Origin of the sequence: Bacteroides cellulosilyticus, from assembly GCF_020091405.1 — a bacterium.
In the GTDB taxonomy this organism is placed as follows: Bacteria; Bacteroidota; Bacteroidia; order Bacteroidales; family Bacteroidaceae; genus Bacteroides.
In genome coordinates this window covers 4247314-4266115 of the sequence record NZ_CP081903.1, presented here as the reverse complement: position 1 = coordinate 4266115, position 18802 = coordinate 4247314, and the positions used below count along the sequence as shown (strand labels likewise).

General features: G+C 45.0%; 12 protein-coding genes. 8 read left to right on the top strand and 4 right to left on the bottom strand.

The features are described from left to right. Position 1: 1 nt before the first annotated feature. Genes ccsA through nrfH form a run of 4 tightly spaced genes read right to left on the bottom strand, consistent with a single transcriptional unit; the run spans position 2 to position 4125 of the window. Positions 2-793 (bottom strand): cytochrome c biogenesis protein CcsA, encoded by a 792-nt coding sequence (ccsA, locus tag K6V21_RS15895; RefSeq protein ID WP_007216193.1) that lies wholly within the window; start codon positions 791-793, stop codon positions 2-4. Next, positions 790-2022, bottom strand: coding sequence for a cytochrome c biogenesis protein ResB (locus K6V21_RS15890; protein WP_224319225.1), 1233 nt, complete (start codon positions 2020-2022; stop codon positions 790-792). Before K6V21_RS15890 ends, ccsA begins: the two co-directional genes overlap by 4 nt. A 9-nt stretch (positions 2023-2031) precedes the next feature. Beyond that, positions 2032-3513 carry an ammonia-forming cytochrome c nitrite reductase gene (nrfA, locus tag K6V21_RS15885; protein WP_224319224.1) on the bottom strand — a complete coding sequence of 494 codons (1482 nt, stop codon included), beginning with the start codon at positions 3511-3513 and terminating at the stop codon, positions 2032-2034. Positions 3514-3534: 21 nt separating this feature from the next. Further along, the gene (gene nrfH / locus K6V21_RS15880) at positions 3535-4125 is read right to left on the bottom strand and encodes a cytochrome c nitrite reductase small subunit (RefSeq protein WP_224319223.1); all 591 of its coding nucleotides are present in this window, start codon (positions 4123-4125) and stop codon (positions 3535-3537) included. A 161-nt stretch (positions 4126-4286) separates the two neighbouring features. Here nrfH and K6V21_RS15875 point away from each other — a divergent pair, with 161 nt between their 5' ends. From K6V21_RS15875 to K6V21_RS15840, 8 genes are all read left to right on the top strand, one after another. Then, complete coding sequence (locus K6V21_RS15875) at positions 4287-7037, top strand: heparinase II/III family protein (RefSeq protein WP_224319222.1); 2751 nt, start codon at positions 4287-4289, stop codon at positions 7035-7037. Then, the gene (locus K6V21_RS15870) at positions 7034-7216 is read left to right on the top strand and encodes a hypothetical protein (RefSeq protein WP_224319221.1); all 183 of its coding nucleotides are present in this window, start codon (positions 7034-7036) and stop codon (positions 7214-7216) included. The genes K6V21_RS15875 and K6V21_RS15870 overlap by 4 nt, the downstream gene beginning before the upstream one ends. A gap of 96 nt (positions 7217-7312) precedes the next feature. Continuing rightward, positions 7313-10129 (top strand): two-component regulator propeller domain-containing protein, encoded by a 2817-nt coding sequence (locus tag K6V21_RS15865; protein WP_224319220.1) that lies wholly within the window; start codon positions 7313-7315, stop codon positions 10127-10129. Positions 10130-10424: 295 nt separating this feature from the next. Continuing rightward, the gene (locus tag K6V21_RS15860) at positions 10425-10940 is read left to right on the top strand and encodes a sigma-70 family RNA polymerase sigma factor (protein ID WP_224319219.1); all 516 of its coding nucleotides are present in this window, start codon (positions 10425-10427) and stop codon (positions 10938-10940) included. A gap of 46 nt (positions 10941-10986) precedes the next feature. Beyond that, on the top strand, positions 10987-14193 hold the full coding sequence (locus K6V21_RS15855) for a SusC/RagA family TonB-linked outer membrane protein (protein WP_408912611.1): 3207 nt from the start codon (positions 10987-10989) through the stop codon (positions 14191-14193). Between the two features lie 12 nt (positions 14194-14205). Next, positions 14206-15921, top strand: a complete 1716-nt coding sequence (locus K6V21_RS15850; protein ID WP_224319218.1) for a RagB/SusD family nutrient uptake outer membrane protein — start codon at positions 14206-14208, stop codon at positions 15919-15921. Between the two features lie 36 nt (positions 15922-15957). Then, on the top strand, positions 15958-17385 hold the full coding sequence (locus K6V21_RS15845) for an Ig-like domain-containing protein (RefSeq protein ID WP_224319217.1): 1428 nt from the start codon (positions 15958-15960) through the stop codon (positions 17383-17385). 25 nt (positions 17386-17410) lie between these two features. Then, positions 17411-18796: an alginate lyase family protein gene (locus K6V21_RS15840; RefSeq protein WP_224319216.1), complete on the top strand. Its 1386-nt coding sequence runs from the start codon at positions 17411-17413 to the stop codon at positions 18794-18796. The last annotated feature ends 6 nt before the right edge of the window (positions 18797-18802 follow it).

Sequence of the window (18802 nt, the reverse complement as noted above, 5' to 3'; positions counted from 1 at the left end):
ATCAGTTTAAATTATACGTATGAATGCTGACTCCCTGTGCAGAGGGCAGATAGTTGATGCCGTACCAGCACATTTGCAGCAAAACAAATGATATCAGAAGTAAAATTAAGGCCTTACGGTGTAGCAAAGGTTTTCCAAGGCGGAAATGTATATAAATCAGATAGGAAAACCACGTAGCGGCCGCCCATGTCTCCTTCGGATCCCACGACCAGTAATGTCCCCACGCCTCTTTTGCCCATACAGCCCCCGACAGCATGCCTAATGTCATGAATGCCAATCCTACATAAGTCAGATTATCGCATAGGTCCATCTCCCGGCTGTCAATCGGCTTCTTCTTGAACCAAAGCAGATAAATAGCCATCACGGTGGCCGCACCCAGCATAGCATAGGCAAACATATATACGATGACATGAGGTGTAAACCACGGACTTTGCAAAGCCGGCATCAAAGTTTTGTTATGTATTTCCGGTTTGAAGATATTGATGCAGATAAATACCAGTGACAGGATAAAACTGAAACTGAGTATCCACTTATACCTCCAACGGCTGTATGTGATGAGTCCTGCCAGTGGAAGAAAGAAAGAGTACCACAGGCGCGTCTCTCCCATGGTCCGCATAGGCGGGCGTTCCAGGGAAATCCACATTCCCACAATAAAGCAGAAGAAGATAGCAAGCCCAATCAAGGTAAGCCCGCCAACAATATACGGTTTTCTCCCGCGCCAGGCGGCAAAGGCACCGAATCCCCAGAAGTGCAGGGCGGCAATTGAAAACGGTACAAAATAATCCCACGTCATTCTGCGTCCTCCTCTTTTCTTTTTTGTGCGTTAACAAACAGACAGATAGCTCCCAGCACCATCATGATAATACCCGTATAGACAGCAGACAGCCACGGATCACGTACCAGTTCGAACACACTGATATCGCTCCAACGCCCTTTCGTATCATCATAACTCAATTGATAAATATTCCATCCGGCCACATTCAGAGGATGGTTCACTGCAATCGTATCTTCCACCTGTTTGCCGTCTTCCGTGTAAACTTTCACTGTAGATGCAAAACGCTGCGGCTCGCGTTCCGGCATGATAAGGCTTGTCAACGAATCCAGACGCAATGCTTTATATGGGAAAATAAAACTACCGCAACTTACCCACCCCTCCTTTGCCGCTTTCGTCTTTTGATTGATAGCCTGTAAATAAACGGCATATGTGGCTCCCATCGAATGGAATTCGGTAAACTTCACCGTATCTTCCGTAGCCACGGAAGCCGCCCAGGGAATCGTTTGCCGGATAGTCACCAGCCAATCGGACAGTTGCCCATCCGTTACACCTTCTTCCAGCAACAAATGTTCCGGTGCTTTCTCAGGCAATGTACGTCCTGTTTCATTATCAATCAGCATCAGTTTCGGAGGATACTCGTCAATCGTGAAGTCTTTCAGCTCAATGGCCAGCGGAAGTTCTATCAATTTACCGTACCCATCCATTGCACGCCATTCGGCATTATCTATCCGGGTAGTCATTTTCAGCCGCTGCATATCGGCATTTCCCAAGGTTGCCGTAATCAGGGCAATGAACAGCCCGGCATGGTTCAAAAGGAAAGCAAGCTTCTTCCATCTGAATGGAAATCCGGCACGAAGCGTAGTCAGCCCCAGTACAGTCACCATCCAGATATAAAGCAATACAAAAGGCCATGCCGAAAGCATTCGTGAAAAGCCAAGCATATCTGCCGGATGACCGGAAGGGATCTGACGGATAAGTCCCATCACCACCGTAATGCCCGCCACCCATAAAAGAGAAGAGACAGCCAATGTATAATGGCTCATCCAACCGAAGAAATAGACACGTTTGCGCAGGCAATGCATGGCAACTATTCCGGTTATATATAAAACCAGAACTATGATGTTCACCGGACAGGCAAACAGACTCCAATCTATTTCACCGATTGTAATCTGTAGCAGCCATCCTGTCGCCAACAGTCCTGCGCCTATCAGGCACCCTTCTTTAAATCCCCACGGTCTGATCCACATATCTCTGTTTTATTTCTGGGCCAGGCGACCGTTAGCTTTCGCTTTTTCCAGCCACGCAGGTACAGTTGTTTTCAAGAATTTCTCTTTAGCTGCTCTTTCCGCATCCATGTCGAGACCAATGTATTGTTGTGCTTTCTCTTTGGTTGAAATATCCGGCATCGGCACATCATCCGTAAAACCATGCTTAGCCAATACTCTTGATACAGCCAGACGAGCCTGCATAGCCTTATCCAATCCATGTGAAAGGATACGTTGGATTTCCTGCGGAGCGTGGAAAGCACCACCGTGAGAAGCCACACCGAAATCCCAACGCCACTGCGCCTGACGGATAAGGGCAAGTACGTCTTTCATCTGATCTTCCGTAGCACCCTTGTCCCATGCAAACTTAGCCTCGATATGAGCCTTGGCAAGTTCCTGTTCCAAACGGTTACGTATTTCGTTAGCCTTACGCTGACGTTCGTACACATTGTTACGCAGTGTTTCTTCGCTTTCGCGGTGGCAAGTCTGACAAGTGCGGTCTATCATCGCCAGCGGGCTTTGAATATGGTGATCGCTGAATTTCACACCACCTTCGCTCTTATAAGGCATGTGACAATCTGCACAAGACACACCTCTCTGACCGTGAATACCCATCTGACAGATTTCATAATCAGGATGCTGCGCTTTCAATATCGGAGCACGGCTCAGTTTATGAATATAGTCATAGAAACCTTCATTATCATAATAAGCCTCCATATCTTCCACAGTAAAGCCTTTATCCCAAGGGAAAGTCAGGTACTTACCATCACCCTTGAAGTAGTACTCCACGTGACACTGCGCACAAACCAGCGAACGCATTTCCTGCGGAGTAGCTTTCGTAATATCTCTGCCTTGACGTGCAAAAGCCTCGATCAATGCCGGACGGCTGATGTGCAGGTTCATATTTTCCGGTTCGTGGCAATCGGCACATCCGATAGGATTTACGATCTCATCGCCCATTGCTCCCCACTTATTATTATAGAATGCATCCACACCGATAGCCTCCATCATACGGGGAACATCCGGACTCTTACAAGTCCAGCAGGTAGACGGTTGCGGACCATCTTCGGGAGTAGCAGGCGCACCTGTACGAAGACTAGCCGTTATATCCTCTATCGCATGCATATGGCCACGCGGAGTCGAATAATCCTTTGAAAAAGCATATCCTGCCCACAGAACCACCATTTCGGGACGTTGTTCCAATACATCAACCGCAATGTTTCCGTTGAACTCACTCTGGAAATCCGTCTTCGCTGTTTCCGTCCAGGTCTGATATTCACGGGGAAAATCACTTTTGAACACTTCATTACGGGCTTCAATGCCTGTAATAACAGTCCTGCGGTTATTGAACACGCTTTCTAATTCCGCCCGCCTCTCCATCAACGCGGAAACACATAATCCTAATACAAACACGACTACCATCGAACCACCGAACAGCAGCCAGCCTTGCCATGATTTCAATTTCTTTTCCATAAGTATATTGATTTTATTTCATTATTTCTTAAGCATCTTTTGCAGCCAGTCCGGAACGGGCGATTCGGGATAAGGTACCAGAGCATTGGGAGTAGATGACAACGAATTGCTTCCACCATGCGGCACATCCCGGTGACAATCCCAGCAAGCCTTACCCTCGCCTACCTGAGACATCATATAATCTATTTTCCCGGTTTTCACAAACTCCGCATTCAACTGCGTATGGCAACGGATACAGTTGTTCATAATCACCTCTGAACTGGCTTCATGCGCCCTGATAACCTGCGGCTCGCTCTTTGTCAAAAAAGCAGCTACATGCTTCATACCATCCATCCCTTTGAACGTCCATTTCTTAACGGCATTCTCATGAGGAACATGACAGTCATTGCAAGTGGCATCCCGACTATGTGAACTGTGGAACCATGTAGCGTAGTAAGGTGCCATGATATGACAGTTCACGCACGCCGACGGCTCATCCCCCAAATAGGTATGTGCCCGCAGCAGATACATGAACAAGCCTCCCCCGCCTACCACAATACCGCAGATAATTACCGCAGCCACTTTCCATTTGTACGAAGGTAAAAACCTGTTTATAAATGACAATTTCTTCATAGGAAATAGTATTTTTCACAAAAGTAGGGGCTTTATTTTTAAAAAAGTGTAATAATGATTACATCTTTTGCATAGTTTTGCGCTATCTTTACATAGTTTCGTTGAGTAATTATCCACCCTCATCCGTATATTCTTTAAACACCTAATGTTATTGATAGAATATGAAAGCACTTAGTTTATTGATATGCCTTCTTTTTTCAGGGATATTACAGGCCCAGGAGGTGAAAATCGCCTTCCGGCAGCAGTTACCGGACAGCCATCCGCGTTATCTGACAGACAACAACGGTAAGAGTGAAACCCTGAATCTGATAGAAAAAGAAGATTGGGCAAAAAACGTATTTGAGAAACTGAAAAGACAAACCGATCTTTATGCTAACCTGACAGACGCCCAACCGGACTGGTTACTTTCGCGCCTTGCCATGTATTGGAAGTCTCATGCTACGGATGTATATATAAAAGGTGAAACCTTCAACCATGCCGGAGGCGAAAAAGCACCGGCACCCACCGTTCGCTATACCGGTACGCGCGGCACATTTGCCACCCACGGACGTCCCCGTCTGGAAGATGTAGTGCCATACGATGACGATGCGGAAGGAAATGTGACTTTCTGTAACAATGCCTTGCCCGGCCGTCCTATGGAGAGTGTACATCCTTCTAAAACCGGACGCAACATCGAGAGCCTGAACCGTGAAATCATGGGTATCGCCCGTGATGCCGCCTTCCTCTACTGGCTTACCGGAGAAGAAAGATATGCAAAACTCGCCGCCGGAGTATTCGATACCTATATGACTGGCATCTATTACCGGAATGTTCCCATCGACCTCAACCACGGCCATCAGCAAACGCTGGTAGGAATGAGTTCTTTCGAGGTTATTCACGAAGATATTCTTTATGACATCGTTCCCCTTTACGATTTCCTGTATGACTACCTGAATGCCCGGCATACCGACAAAATGGATATATACGCAGGAGCTTTCAAGAAATGGGCGGACAATATCATTGCAAACGGTGTTCCTCACAACAACTGGAACCTGATGCAGGCTCGCTATGTCATGAATATCGGTATGATACTGGAAAACAATAAGCAATATGCCGATGGTAAAGGACGCGAATATTACATTGATTATGTACTCAACCGTTCCAGTATCCGCCAATGGAGTCTGAATAAATTAGCCGATTATGGTTTCGATCCGAAGACAGGCATCTGGGCCGAATGTCCCGGATACAGCAATGTAGTACTGAATGACTACACCAGTTTTGCTACCCTCTTCGACCGGAACCTGAATTATGACCTGGTGAAAGCAATGCCGGTTCTCTCTAAAGCGGTAGCCGCTACTCCGCAATATTTATTCCCCAACCGGATGATCTGTGGTTTCGGCGACACCCACCCGGGATATCTGAACACCAACCCTATATCCCGCATGATACGAAATGCACAGCACAACGGAAAAAAAGAGCAGGAAGAATACTTCACTGCCATGCTGAAATGCTTCCATCCCGATGCGGGAAAAACCAAAGACAATAAAAAAAGTGTCCCCGTCTCTATCAGTTCTTTCTTTGATGAAAAGCCATTGGAACTGAATCCCAATATCGAAGCCGGAAAAATAGAACAATATGTCTCTCCCTTCTTCTATGCACCGAACGTTTCCTGGCTGGTACAACGAAACGGAATGAATCCCCGTCACAGCCTCATGATTTCCCTGAATGCCAGTGAAGGAAACCACATGCATGCTAATGGCATATCCATGGAACTTTACGGTAAAGGATATGTTCTGGCTCCTGATGCCGGAATTGGTCTCTATTTATACAGTGGGCTGGATTATCTGGAATATTACTCTCAATTTCCCAGCCATAACACGGTATGCGTAGACGGCATTTCCAGTTATCCGGTTATGAAAAGTAACCACTCCTTCGATCTTAAATCCAGTTTCCCTGTTTCTTCCGAACCGGGAAAAGCTTTCACTTCCGTAACCTATAGCGATGTTTCTTTCCGTGAACCGGAAAGCCGTGCCGACCAGACCCGTATGATGAGCATCGTCACTACCGGTCCGGAAACCGGTTACTATATAGATATCTTCCGCAGCCGGAAAGAACGCGGCGGTGATAAAATGCATGATTATTTCTACCATAATCTGGGGCAAACCCTAACACTGACAGGCACAGACGGTGCAGACTTGAATCTACAACCCACCGAAGAACTGGCCTTTGCCGGTGCTCACCTTTATGCTTATTCTTATATCTATGATAAAAAGTCAGCTATTACTGACAAAGATATAAAAGCTACATTTACCATTGCCATGCCCGACAAGGATGACATTTCAATGAACTTGTGGATGAAAGGAGAAACGGACCGGGAAGTTTTCACCGCCCTGTCTCCCATGACGGAAGGTTTGAGCCGTACCCCAGGGATGCCATATAATATCAAAGAACAACCTACCCTGACTTTTGTAGCCCGCCAGAAAGGAGAAGCCTGGAACCGGCCGTTCGTCGCTATCTATGAACCTTCATCCATAAAAGAACCCGGCTGCATTACCGAAGTAAGCTTCCCCGAAGTAAAAAGCAAAACAGAAAACAGCGCCACTAGCATATGTGTCGTACAGAAAGATGGACGTATAGATTATATCCTGTCATCAGATAACCCTACGGATATCTGCACCAGCGGAAAAATGAGTGCACAAGCCACCTATGCTTTATGGGGAAATAAAAAGGGCGATGACTGTACCTTCTTTTTAGGACATGGCACATTGCTAAGCACCCCGAATGTAGTTATCAAGGCGGAAACTCCCGCAGAGGTATTACTGGAATTCAAGAAAGGGGCATGGTACTACACTGCATCCGCCGATTGCACCATCAGCATCAAAAAGAAGACGTATAAACTAAAAGCCAATACAGCGGAAACGGAATTGAAGTGAAAATAACAGCATCAAGTCCATACCATCTCCATACATGGTCCGTAGCATCTCCGTACACCCTCCATAGTATCTCCGTAGCTACTCCGTACCAGCTCCGTAGCTGCTCCATAGCTATAGACACGGAGCAGGTACGGACTTGGTACGGACTTGGTACGGATCAGATACGCCCCTACCCGTAAGCCAATAAGTCAGCAAAGACTCCCCGACTGCCGAATAATCATCCTAAACCTGAATATTTTCGTTCTTTTTCCTTATATTTGCTGTACAGAAACATAATGCATAGAAACGAAAGATATCATATTGTGAAGAACATATCAAAATATATCATCTTGCTATTCCTACTGTTTAGCTTCCTTCCGGGCTATTCCCTCCCCTCCGTCTTCCGGGGACTATCCGTCACCGAAGGACTTTCCGATTTAGTAGTAAATGCACTTTATAAAGACTCCATTGGTTATGTTTGGATAGGTACCGGCAATTCCCTGGAACGTTTTGACGGCACACGTCTGAAACATTTCCTGATTTCCGGAGCAAATGAGAAAATCAAACGAGTCAATGCTATTGCCGAAATGGAGGGCAACCAGATATGGATGGGAAATGGTATGGGACTTTGGCGAGTGAATACCGAAAAAGATATTCTCGAACCGATTGCTGCTGAAACATTACACTATGGCGTCCGGACCCTCCTACCTGATGGAAAAGGTACTTTATATATAGGGAGCGAGGCCGGTCTGTTTATCTATAAAAACGGGAACCTGGAACAAAAGCTCATAGATCCCAATGTCCTTTCAGCCTCTAATATCATCACCGGACTAAATCTTAGTGAAGATGGCACTCTTTGGATAGCTACCAACGACGGGCTTTATTCCCTGACACTTGCCGACAAGAAAATCGCCCCTTATCATAATATAGTAGAAAACAAGCATCTTTGCTCTTACAACAATATCACCCGCATCGGCAACGTACTTTATCTGGGTACGATGGGGCAAGGCATTATCAGCTTCGATACGCAAACACATAAATTCAGGCACTTCATCGATGTAGGGTGCAATGTGATATCTTCGCTGTCCAGTGATGGTGAAGATATGTTGTATGTGGGTACAGATGGAAATGGAGTACATTTCATTTCTACCAAACAAATGAAAGTTCTACGCTCTTTCCGCCACGAGCCGGGAAAAGACGAAAGTATCCGTTCCAACTCCGTATACTCCCTTTTAGTGGATCGTGACGGGCTTATCTGGATAGGTTTCTATCAACTGGGATTGGATTACAGTCTATACCAGAGCGGACTTTTCTCTACTTACAGTTATCCCCCGTATTTTGACTCCAAAGATATGCCCGTCCGCAGTATCGCAATCACTGAACATGAAAAGTTAGTCGGCTCCCGCGACGGTCTATTCTATATAAACGAAGAGGAACGACGCTTCAAAAACTTTAAATCTCCCGAATTGCGTTCCAGTATGATCTTCTGTATCTACAAATTTCAGGATAAATATTATATCGGAACTTATGGCGGAGGTATGTACATATTCAATCCTGCTGATCTTACTATCCACGACTTCGAACCCAACGAACCGCAGCCTTTCATGCGGGGACAGATTTTCAGTATAAAAGCGGATGCTAAAGACCAATTGTGGATAGGTACCTCAATGGGCCTCTATTGTTATAAGGATGGGAAAAGAATCAAACACTACACCAGTGCCAACTCCAAATTACCCGAAGGAAATGTTTACGAAATCTATTTTGATTCCACTCACAAGGGATGGATTTGTACGGAGAATGGCATGTGCATCTGGGACCCCTCTTCCGAAAGTTTAAAAACCGACATCTTTCCGGAAAATTTTATTCATAAAGAAAAGATCAGAGTTGTATATGAAGACTCCGACCATAATCTTTATTTCCTGCCGGACAAAGGAAGTATGTGTATATCCGATCTCTCCATGAGCCGTTTCAGAAGGTTGCAACCTGATACACAACTGGAAGGAAAAGATGGTATGTTTATTCTGGAAGATGACGAAAAATGGCTCTGGATAGGAACCAATAACGGACTCTACCGCTACGACAAGAAAGAAACTTTTATTCCTTATAATTTCATAGACGGTATTCCCAGTTCTATTTTCACATTGTGCCCTCCCATACAGGACCAACAGGGAAATATATGGATGGGAAATTCCAAAGGGCTGATTTATATGAACTTCAAGGAAAATAACCAGATGAAAAGATATACTTATCCGCTGACAATTACAGATATTTATGTCAATGGAAAGAAATCGCTTCATCCTGTTATTGAAAGTGGAAAAGTTCCTGAAATAGAACTTGAATCCTCGCAAAACAACCTGACATTTCACTTCTCCGGTTTTACCTATACCGAACCGGCTTATATGACTTATGAATATAAATTGGAAGGTGAAGATGAAGACTGGCAGATACTGACCGGAAAGTCTGAAATTACTTATTATGACTTGTCATCCGGAAACTATCTTTTCAAGTTACGCTATATCGGGAATCCTGATTCTGAAATACACACCGCTGTCCACATTGCCTATCCTGTAGAAACATGGAGCATCATTGCCATTTCCATTGCCTTAGTTTTTATCGGCTACATTTACTATCAGCGTAAGAGAAAAGCGAAGCAAACGAAAAATATTCAAATCCAACTTCCGGAAGATGTGCAAGAGCCCGAAAAGCAAGAAAAGACAGTAGAATCAAAATATAAAACCAATAAGATAAGCACGGAAGAATGTCAGCGCCTGACAGAAAAGCTGGAGGCTCTGATGCTTCGTGATAAGCCATATACGAACCCAGATCTGAAAATAGCCGATCTGGCAACAATGCTCGGCAGGTCAGCACATACTTTATCTTATCTGTTCAATCAACATCTGAACCGTAATTATTACGATTATATCAATGATTACCGTATTGAAGAGTTCAAGCGCCTTATCAACGAAGACGAGTATTCCAAATATACACTGGGAGCACTTGCCGAACTCTGCGGTTTTAGCTCACGCGCCTCCTTCTTCCGCTATTTCAAGAAGGCTACCGGCATCACTCCCAATGAATATATCCGGAGCATCGGAAAGAATAACAACGAATAACTTATAATATTAAGATATACTCCATCATTTTCCGCACTTATCTTTCAGCATATTGAAAGATAAGTGCGTTTTTGTTGCATCAGATTTTCCGTCCAACTCACCCCGGAGTCTCAAATTATTAGTTGACACTACGAGTCTCAAATTCTTAAACAACTATATTACAGCAAATTAATTAGTTTTTAGTCTAAGTTAATGAGATGAGATTTGTTAAGCACTATAAAAAATTGTTTTCCGTTTTTTACCTTTTATATTTGCAATCGTAAAGCTAACGTAAAACGTAACCAAAGTCTGAAGCATGGAAAACAAAAAGATGACATCCGTTCAATTGATAGCTGACTCTTATACGAGTTACCACCGCTCCGTCTATCTCTATATATATTATAGAATAAACAGTAAAGAAGAAGCTGAAGACATAGCCCAAGATGTATTTCTGCGTTTAATGGACTATAAGCAAATGCTCCGTCCGGATACCGTAAAGTTTTTCATTTACACCATATCCCGTAATCTGGTGAACGATTACCTGCGCCGTCACTATAAGAAGCAAGAAATAACTTCTTATATATACGATCATGCAACGACCTGTACCAATGAAACGGAAAACCAGATTATTGCCAATGATTTACTGGCTTGTGAAAAGCGCAAACTGCGCACCCTTCCGGAACAACGCAGAAAGATTTATATCATGAACCGTTTTGAGGATAAATCCTCATCGGAAATTTCCGCCAAATTGAACCTTTCACGCCGTACGGTCGAAAACCATTTGTTTATTAGCCGGAAAGAAATACGTGAATATATGAAACAATGTATCTAATTAGAGTACAATAGAAATAATAGTGTTAATTTTAAATTTATAAATTATGAGGAATGAATTTCTGAAATTCTCATCGAAAAGAATTTTATTCTCAGCAGCAATGGCATCTGCACTCTGTGTAGGTAGCCCGCAGCAGGCTTTTGCCAATGTAAATGAGGTACAAGCCATTATGCAGGCCGGTACAGTAAAAGGTACCGTAGTGGATGCCACCGGTGAACCCATCATTGGTGCCAACATTATGGTGAAAGGCACCACGAACGGTTGTATTACCGACATTGACGGTAATTTCAGTCTGAGTAATGCAAAAGGGACTTTAGTGGTTTCATTTATAGGCTATAAGTCACAGGAGATTGTGGTAAAAGGAAATGAAACCAATCTGAAAGTGGTTCTGGCAGAAGATTCGGAAATGCTGGACGAAGTGGTGGTTGTGGGCTACGGTACACAAAAGAAAGCTACAATGACCGGTTCGGTAACAGTGGTGAATCAGAAGATGTTAGAGAATAAAGGAACAATGTCCAGTCCTGTACAGGCATTGCAAGGCCAGGTTCCCGGAGTCATTATCACGCGTAACTCTACAGCCCCGGGCGATGAAAGCTGGAACATGAGTCTGCGCGGTGCAGTTTCAAAAAACACGACCAGTCCGTTAGTCATTATCGACGGTGTGGAATATGAAAGCGTAAACGAATTGCGTTTGTTGAATCCCTCTGATATTGAGTCTATCAACTTCTTGAAAGATGCTTCGGCTTCCATCTACGGTAGCAAAGCTGCCGGTGGTGTAGTATTGGTAACTACCAAGAAAGCCCAGGCAGGCAAGGTGCAGGTAGACTACAGCGGTTCGGTTACAAGTAAGTTTATCGGTCTGTCTCCTCATCTGATGAGCCTGGAACAATGGGCTTCCTCTGTAATAGATGCACGTACCAATGACGGTTACGGTGACGATGATACCTGGATGCGTTACGCAAAACTGGCGTTGGCGTATAAAAATCAGTATATCAATCTTGACCACACTACGAATCCTTTTGGTAATGCCTTCACAGACGTAGCGGACTTTGTATTTTTCGATACTAACTGGCAGGATATCATGTGGGGAACAGCCGCTTCCACGCAACACGAACTTGCCATAGCAGGTGGCTCGGATGCCTCAAAGTACCGTCTGTCTTTAGGCTATATGTATGATGACAGTAACTTGAAGTGGGGTAACAACAATAATAATCGTTATAACCTGCGCTTGACAAATACCTTTAAACTGTCTGACCGCGCTTCTATTGAGTCGGTAATTGCCTACAACCGTCAGGATCAGGTGGCACCCACACAGATTGGTTCGGCACTGACCACCAACTCACAGCAACCGGGTTTCCCGTCTGCTACAGCTAATGGCAAACCTTATGCATGGGGAACATGGGGTGCACCCAACTGGTATTGTGAATTGGGCGGTGACAACAAGCTGAAAGTGTCCGCCATCAACATCAGCGAGACATTCAGATATTCCATCCTGAAAAATCTGACAGCTTCTGTAACGGCCGGTTATAATACATCGACAGCCATCCGTGATAAACAAAGTAAAGCTATTGATTGGTATAACTATGAGGGTGACCGCGTAGTTCGCAGTAATCCGACCGAGGACAAGAGCTCGTATTCCAAATCCAATTCACGTACTGACTTTTACTCATTGTCCGGACACATCGACTGGTCGCATATCTTTGCCGATGTTCATGATGTAAAAGTGATGGTGGGTTCGCAATATAATCTGAAAGAGTATGAAGGCACTTTCCTCTATACAGAAGGTATACTGCCCTCATTGGAAATTCCCAATAGCACAAAAGATGTTGTTTACCTGAAGAACGGTGACGATAAATCAACCAAATGGCAAGAGGCAGTAATGTCTTACTTCGGTCGTATCAACTACAATTATCGTTCTAAATACATGTTGGAAGCACAGGGACGTTACGACGGTTCTTCCAAATTCCAGCCCGAAAACCGTTGGGTATTCTACTGGGGTACCTCTGCCGGATGGAGAATTTCGGAAGAAGCATTCATGAAGAATCTGACATTTGTAGACGAATTAAAGCTGAGAGCTTCTTACGGTAGCGTAGGTAATCAGAGTGGCGTTGACCGCTATGACGGTGCACAGTTATATAACTTCACCCCCAGTGGCGGTGCGTTGATAGGTAATGGAAAAATCTCTTATGTAGACACTAACGGTAAGTTGCCGAGTACCGACCGTACATGGGAACGCATCCATAACTACAATCTTGGTCTTGATTTCGGATTCTTACGTAACCGCCTGACAGGTACGGCAGAAATCTTCTGGAAGAAGAGTGACAATATGTTGATCGACGTAATCTATCCGGGTATTCTGGGTGACAAGGCTCCCACGGCAAATTACGGTGCATTCAAGGCACACGGTTGGGAAGGTATGATCAACTGGTCGGATAAGATTGGAAAAGTAAACTATCATATCGGTGGTACTTTTACCTACACCACCAACGAATTAGTGGATAACGGTGGCAGTGGAGCCATCAAAGCAGGTGTACGCTCCGACCGTGAAGGATATCCCCTGAATTCTGTATTCGGTCTCCGTTACTGTGGCAAGATTCAGACAGAAGAACAACTGAAAAAGTATGTGGATAAGTATAAAAACACCAGTACTATCGGTACACTCAACAATCTGCGCCTTGGCGATAACATGTTCGAAGATGTGAATAAGGATGGCAAGCTGACAGAAGAAGATTTGGTATATCTGGGTACAGACGATCCTAAAGTACAATTCTCCATCAATGCAGGTCTGGAGTGGAATGGTTTTGACCTTGCCATCGTTTTCCAGGGAGCAGGCAAACGTACTATCTGGCGTGAGGAAAGTACATGGAGAATTCCGATGCGTGCCGTTTATCTGAACACGAGCGATCAGCACATAGGCAACACATGGTCTCCGGATAATCCGGGTGCATTCTTCCCTGCACTGACTAACCAGTCCGAACTTAACAACTACAACTACCAATGTTCTTCATGGTCGGTAGAAGACGGAGCATATTTGCGCTTGAAAAATGTAACTCTGGGTTATTCACTTCCGGCTTCCCTGCTTGCCAAAACAAAAATATTAAGTAAGGCGCGCGTATATGTGACAGGTAGCGATTTGTGGGAACACAGCAAAATTAATGATGGATGGGATCCGGAAGCAAATCGTAAAGTGGACAACTCCAAGCGATATCCTTTCCTGCGCACTGTAACTTTTGGATTGAATTTAACCTTTTAATTGAATACAAAAATGAAAAAATATACAATTAAATCTATCTTGATACTGGCAATAGGATGTATGTTACATTCCTGTCTCGACCTGGATCCGAAAGACCAGATTGCCGATGGTAACTATTGGCAGACTGCTACAGACTTCAAGTTATTCTCCAATCAGTTCTATGGCTGGACACGCGATTTCAAAAACAGCGTCTACGATGCCCCCCACTCCGATAAGCGTTCCGACCTTATTATGGATAAAGGCAGCAAGAATGTATTTGCTAACGGAACCAACAGCATACCGGCTTCCGACGGCAACTACACCGATGCATACAATCGCATCCGTCGTACAAATATCCTCTTACAGAAAGCAGAGAGTTTTGCAAACCAGAGTGACATCGCACAATATATCGGTGAAGCCAAGTTTTTCCGCGCTTACTGCTACTTTGACCTGTTGCAGCTTTTTGGAAATGTCATAGTAGTCACTACACCGATTGATGTTACTGCTCCCGAAATGCAAGCAGCACGCAACGACCGCAGCGAAGTAGCCGACCTCATCATTCAGGATTTGAAAGATGCCGCCGAATTACTTCCCGTCACTTCCACAGTGGAAAAAGGACGTGTAGGTCGCGAAGGCGCCTGGGCAATGCTTTCCCGTGTAGCACTCTACGAAGGTACATGGCAAAAGTTCCGTGGCAACACAGCTCGTGGTAAAGACTTGTTGGACATTGCGGCAAATGCAGCAAAAGAAGTGATCAACACTAAAAACTTCTCACTGTTTGCACCTGCTATCCTGGGCGACAGTGCACAGAAGTACATGTTTATCCTGGAAGATACGAAATGTAACCCTGCCGGATTACAGAAAAGCGCCAATACGGAGTATATTTTCTCCCGCCGTCATGACGAAGCGTTGGCTCCTATCGGTTCAAATATCACGAAAGAGTGTTTGGCAAATGCCCAAATGATTTCTCACAAATTTGCTGCAATGTATCTCTGCCAGGATGGACTCCCCATTGAAAAATCGGAAGTATATAAAGGAGACTTGAAGATTTTGGACGAATACCTGAACAGAGATAACCGTATGGTTTATACCCTCTGCAAACCTTATGAATATTTTTGGAGTAACCTGAACTCACGCGTTAACTGGACAGGTGATGCCGTTGACCGCGCTTCAGCTTCCATCAAAGGATTGGTGCCTACCAGCGGAAGCGGTTATAACAATCAGAAATGGGCTTGCGAACGTTATGTGAATGACACCTACGAAAGCTACGACTACCCCATCATCCGCTATGCAGAAGTTCTGCTGAACTATGCCGAAGCAGTATTTGAACGGGATGAAAAGATTTCTGACGAAGACCTGAACCTCTCTCTCAACTTGGTTCGTTGCCGCATCAACACCAAAATGCCCAAGCTGACCAATGCATTTGCTACAACTCACGATCTGGATATGAGAACTGAAATTCGCCGTGAGCGTACCATTGAATTGTTCAACGAAGGTTTCCGTATAGACGACCTGAAGCGTTGGAAGACAGCTGAAACGGAAATGCCGCAGGACTTCCTGGGTATCAGATGGACAGGTACAGAGTTCCAGAACAAATGGCCGGGCGTTACCAATGAAAGAAACAGCGACGGTTTCATCATCCTGGAGTCAGGACGTAAATGGGAAGATAAGCACTATCTTTACCCATTACCTACCGACCAGTTGCAGTTGAACCCAAACCTGAAACAGAACCCGGGTTGGGGAGAATAAATCAATGTTTTTCATTCATAAAAAGAAGATAACAACATGAAGAATAGAAATTCTATATATCAAGGCTTGAGCCGGGCATCCATCGGGATGCTGGCGGCCTGCATGGCTCTGACTGCATGTGATAAGGATCAAGAATTTACTCCTGCCATGCCCGAAGCCAAACTGATCAACGGCATCACATTCAAGGTAAGTGAGAACCTGCCGCTTGCCATTGGCATGGACTCTACTATTGTTTTTGCGATTGATGCTCCCGAAGAACTAGAAGATCGTTCCATTATCTGGAAGTCAACCGACGAAACTGTTGCCAAAGTTTCGCAGCAAGGCACTATTACCGGTATAGCCGAAGGTACAGCCATCATTAGTGTGACTCCCGCCATAGGTTTCGGTCCATCAGCTTCGGTAACGGTCAATGTAATACCCGAAATCATCAAGGCTACCGATATGACGTTGGTCAATCCGAAAGAGGGAGAAGACATTTATGAAACAGACCGGATTCAGTTGGAAGCATCCATCCTTCCGGCCAATCACACCTATTCTTATTTGACATGGGCAAGCAGTAACCCAAGCATCGCTACAGTATCAGAAAATGGCTTAGTAAACTGCCTGACACCGGGCAAGGCAATCATTACAGCTTACACACACGACCGTAGTGGTGTATCTGCCTCTTATGAGCTGAATATCAAAGAGTACATTCCGGTAGAAAGTGTCTCTATCTTTGCTTTGACAGAACCGCTTTGTATCTCTCGCGGCCCGGTTCAGCTGGATGTTGCTTACACACCCGCCAACGCTACCACAGGTTCAGTAGACTGGACTTCAAGTGACGAAAACATTGCTACGGTAGATTTGGGTGTTGTAACACCGAAGGGTTTCGGAACTGCTACTATTACGGCAACTTGTAAGGCAACAGGTCAGACGGCTTCCGTATCTGTAACCGTAGAAAGCGGTTGGGTGATTTGGGATGGTCAGAATAATTTCGATGGCTGGAAAATCGGACAGGCTTATTCGAGCTATGTGATAGAAGACGGCAAAATGGTGGTTACAGCCGGTGCCCAAAACGCTACCATGAGGCGTGCGGACTTGAGTTTCAGGAATGTCCCCATCAACCTTGATTTCTCCAACTATCCGGTACTTGCCATGCGTTCCACATTGCCAGTTGGCGGAAAAGGAATCGGACAAGGTGGTGCATATACACTGGACATGGTAACTAAGTCCGGAAATGCCGGTAGAGCCCATGTCGGAGAACTTCTGAGTGATGGTACGAATCTGATATATTATGATGTACCGTCTATCAATGCAGCATTAGGCAATGGTGTGGTAGAAGCCAATACCTTCCAAATCAAGGTTGCGGACATTTATAATGAGAACCTGCCTACCGGCCAATATACGGTTTACTGGATTCGCACATTCAAGAGCATAGCCGAAGCGAAAGCCTTTGCAGAAGCGGAGATAGCAACCGGAAACTAAAATACAACTCTAAAGAATACTCACAATGAAAAAGAATTTGATATTCGCATTAGGTCTCTCACTGGTAACAGGCTTCACAGCCTGTTCCAGTGAAATCGAGGACGGAACAACAGACATCGACAGTTGGGAGATGCCTTATGAAGAAGTAGTTGCCAAATACACCTACACTCACCCTTGCGCCATGTTCAACGAGGCCGACTTTACACGTGTGAAGACGATGCTTGATAACGGAAGTGCACCGCAGGCAGTAAAGGATGAATTCGATCTGCTGAAGAGCAGCCAATTTACAAATGTTACCTATACTCCTACGCCTACCGAAAAGATAGTACGTGGTGATGCTACAGGAACGGGAACAAATGAGAACTACAGCAATGCAATGCGCGATGCCGCCGCTGCCTACCAACTATCATTGTTGTGGAAGCTGACAGGCGACACGAAATATGCCGATGCTTCCATCAAAATTATGAATGCTTGGGTAAAGGTGTGCAAGGAAGTAACCTCAAACGATTCCAATCACATGCTTGCCGCAGGTGCACAAGGTTATACTTTCGCGAATGCAGGTGAAATCATGCAAACTTATGCAGGTTGGGCAGCCAACGATCTGACCGCCTTCAAGAAATGGATGAAAGATGTTTTTGCTCCCAAAAACCTGGACTTCATGAAACGTCATCAAGGTACTTGCAGCGATCACTACTGGTCTAACTGGGATTTAGTGAATATGTGTTCGTACCTTGCCATCGGTATCCTGAATGAAGACGACGAAATGGTAAATTATATAGTGAACTACTTCTACAATGGAGCAGGTAACGGCTACATCGGCAAACTCATTCAAGGCACTTTCACCGATCCGCTGGGAAGTGGAGAAGAAATAGCCCAAAACCAGGAGAGCGGTCGTGACCAGGGACACGCCATGATGTCGGTAGCTGTAACAGCTAATCTGTGTCAAATGGCCTACACCCTCTTCCAGTGCAATCCAACAGTGACTCAACTCGACTTCTTTGCCGCAAAAAACAATGCAATAATGAAAATGGGTGAGTATACAGCTCTCTTCAATCTGCGCAATGGTTCAGACCAGCTGAACGCCGCCGGTTCCTGGTTGGCAACTAAAGAACAGATGCCGTTCAACCGCTATGAATATTGCATTGATTGCAGTTGCGCCGATAAGAATCACGGTACCATACATACAGCCGTAGCTGATGACAATGGTCGTGGCAACCTTCGTCCGGGATGGGAAATTCTCTTTAATCACTACGCCAAAGTGAAGAAGTTGGGCAGTGGCTACAAGTACGCCAAGATGGCTGCCGACAAGATGCGCCCCGAAGGTGGCGTGGACGGTGGAAGCCGTTACGGCACAAATAGTGGTGCGTTCGACCAATTGGGTTGGGGAACGCTGATGCTGTATCGTGAATAGGATTTT

Excerpts from the sequence above, each read along its gene's own strand:
- K6V21_RS15855 (WP_408912611.1), top strand. The coding sequence starts at position 10,987 with ATGAGGAATGAATTTCTGAAATTCTCATCGAAAAGAATTTTATTCTCA.
- K6V21_RS15850 (WP_224319218.1), top strand. The coding sequence starts at position 14,206 with ATGAAAAAATATACAATTAAATCTATCTTGATACTGGCAATAGGATGT.
- nrfH (WP_224319223.1), bottom strand. The coding sequence starts at position 4,125 with ATGAAGAAATTGTCATTTATAAACAGGTTTTTACCTTCGTACAAATGG.
- K6V21_RS15890 (WP_224319225.1), bottom strand. The coding sequence starts at position 2,022 with ATGTGGATCAGACCGTGGGGATTTAAAGAAGGGTGCCTGATAGGCGCA.
- ccsA (WP_007216193.1), bottom strand. The coding sequence starts at position 793 with ATGACGTGGGATTATTTTGTACCGTTTTCAATTGCCGCCCTGCACTTC.
- K6V21_RS15845 (WP_224319217.1), top strand. The coding sequence starts at position 15,958 with ATGAAGAATAGAAATTCTATATATCAAGGCTTGAGCCGGGCATCCATC.
- nrfA (WP_224319224.1), bottom strand. The coding sequence starts at position 3,513 with ATGGAAAAGAAATTGAAATCATGGCAAGGCTGGCTGCTGTTCGGTGGT.
- K6V21_RS15875 (WP_224319222.1), top strand. The coding sequence starts at position 4,287 with ATGAAAGCACTTAGTTTATTGATATGCCTTCTTTTTTCAGGGATATTA.
- K6V21_RS15840 (WP_224319216.1), top strand. The coding sequence starts at position 17,411 with ATGAAAAAGAATTTGATATTCGCATTAGGTCTCTCACTGGTAACAGGC.
- K6V21_RS15860 (WP_224319219.1), top strand. The coding sequence starts at position 10,425 with ATGGAAAACAAAAAGATGACATCCGTTCAATTGATAGCTGACTCTTAT.
- K6V21_RS15865 (WP_224319220.1), top strand. The coding sequence starts at position 7,313 with ATGCATAGAAACGAAAGATATCATATTGTGAAGAACATATCAAAATAT.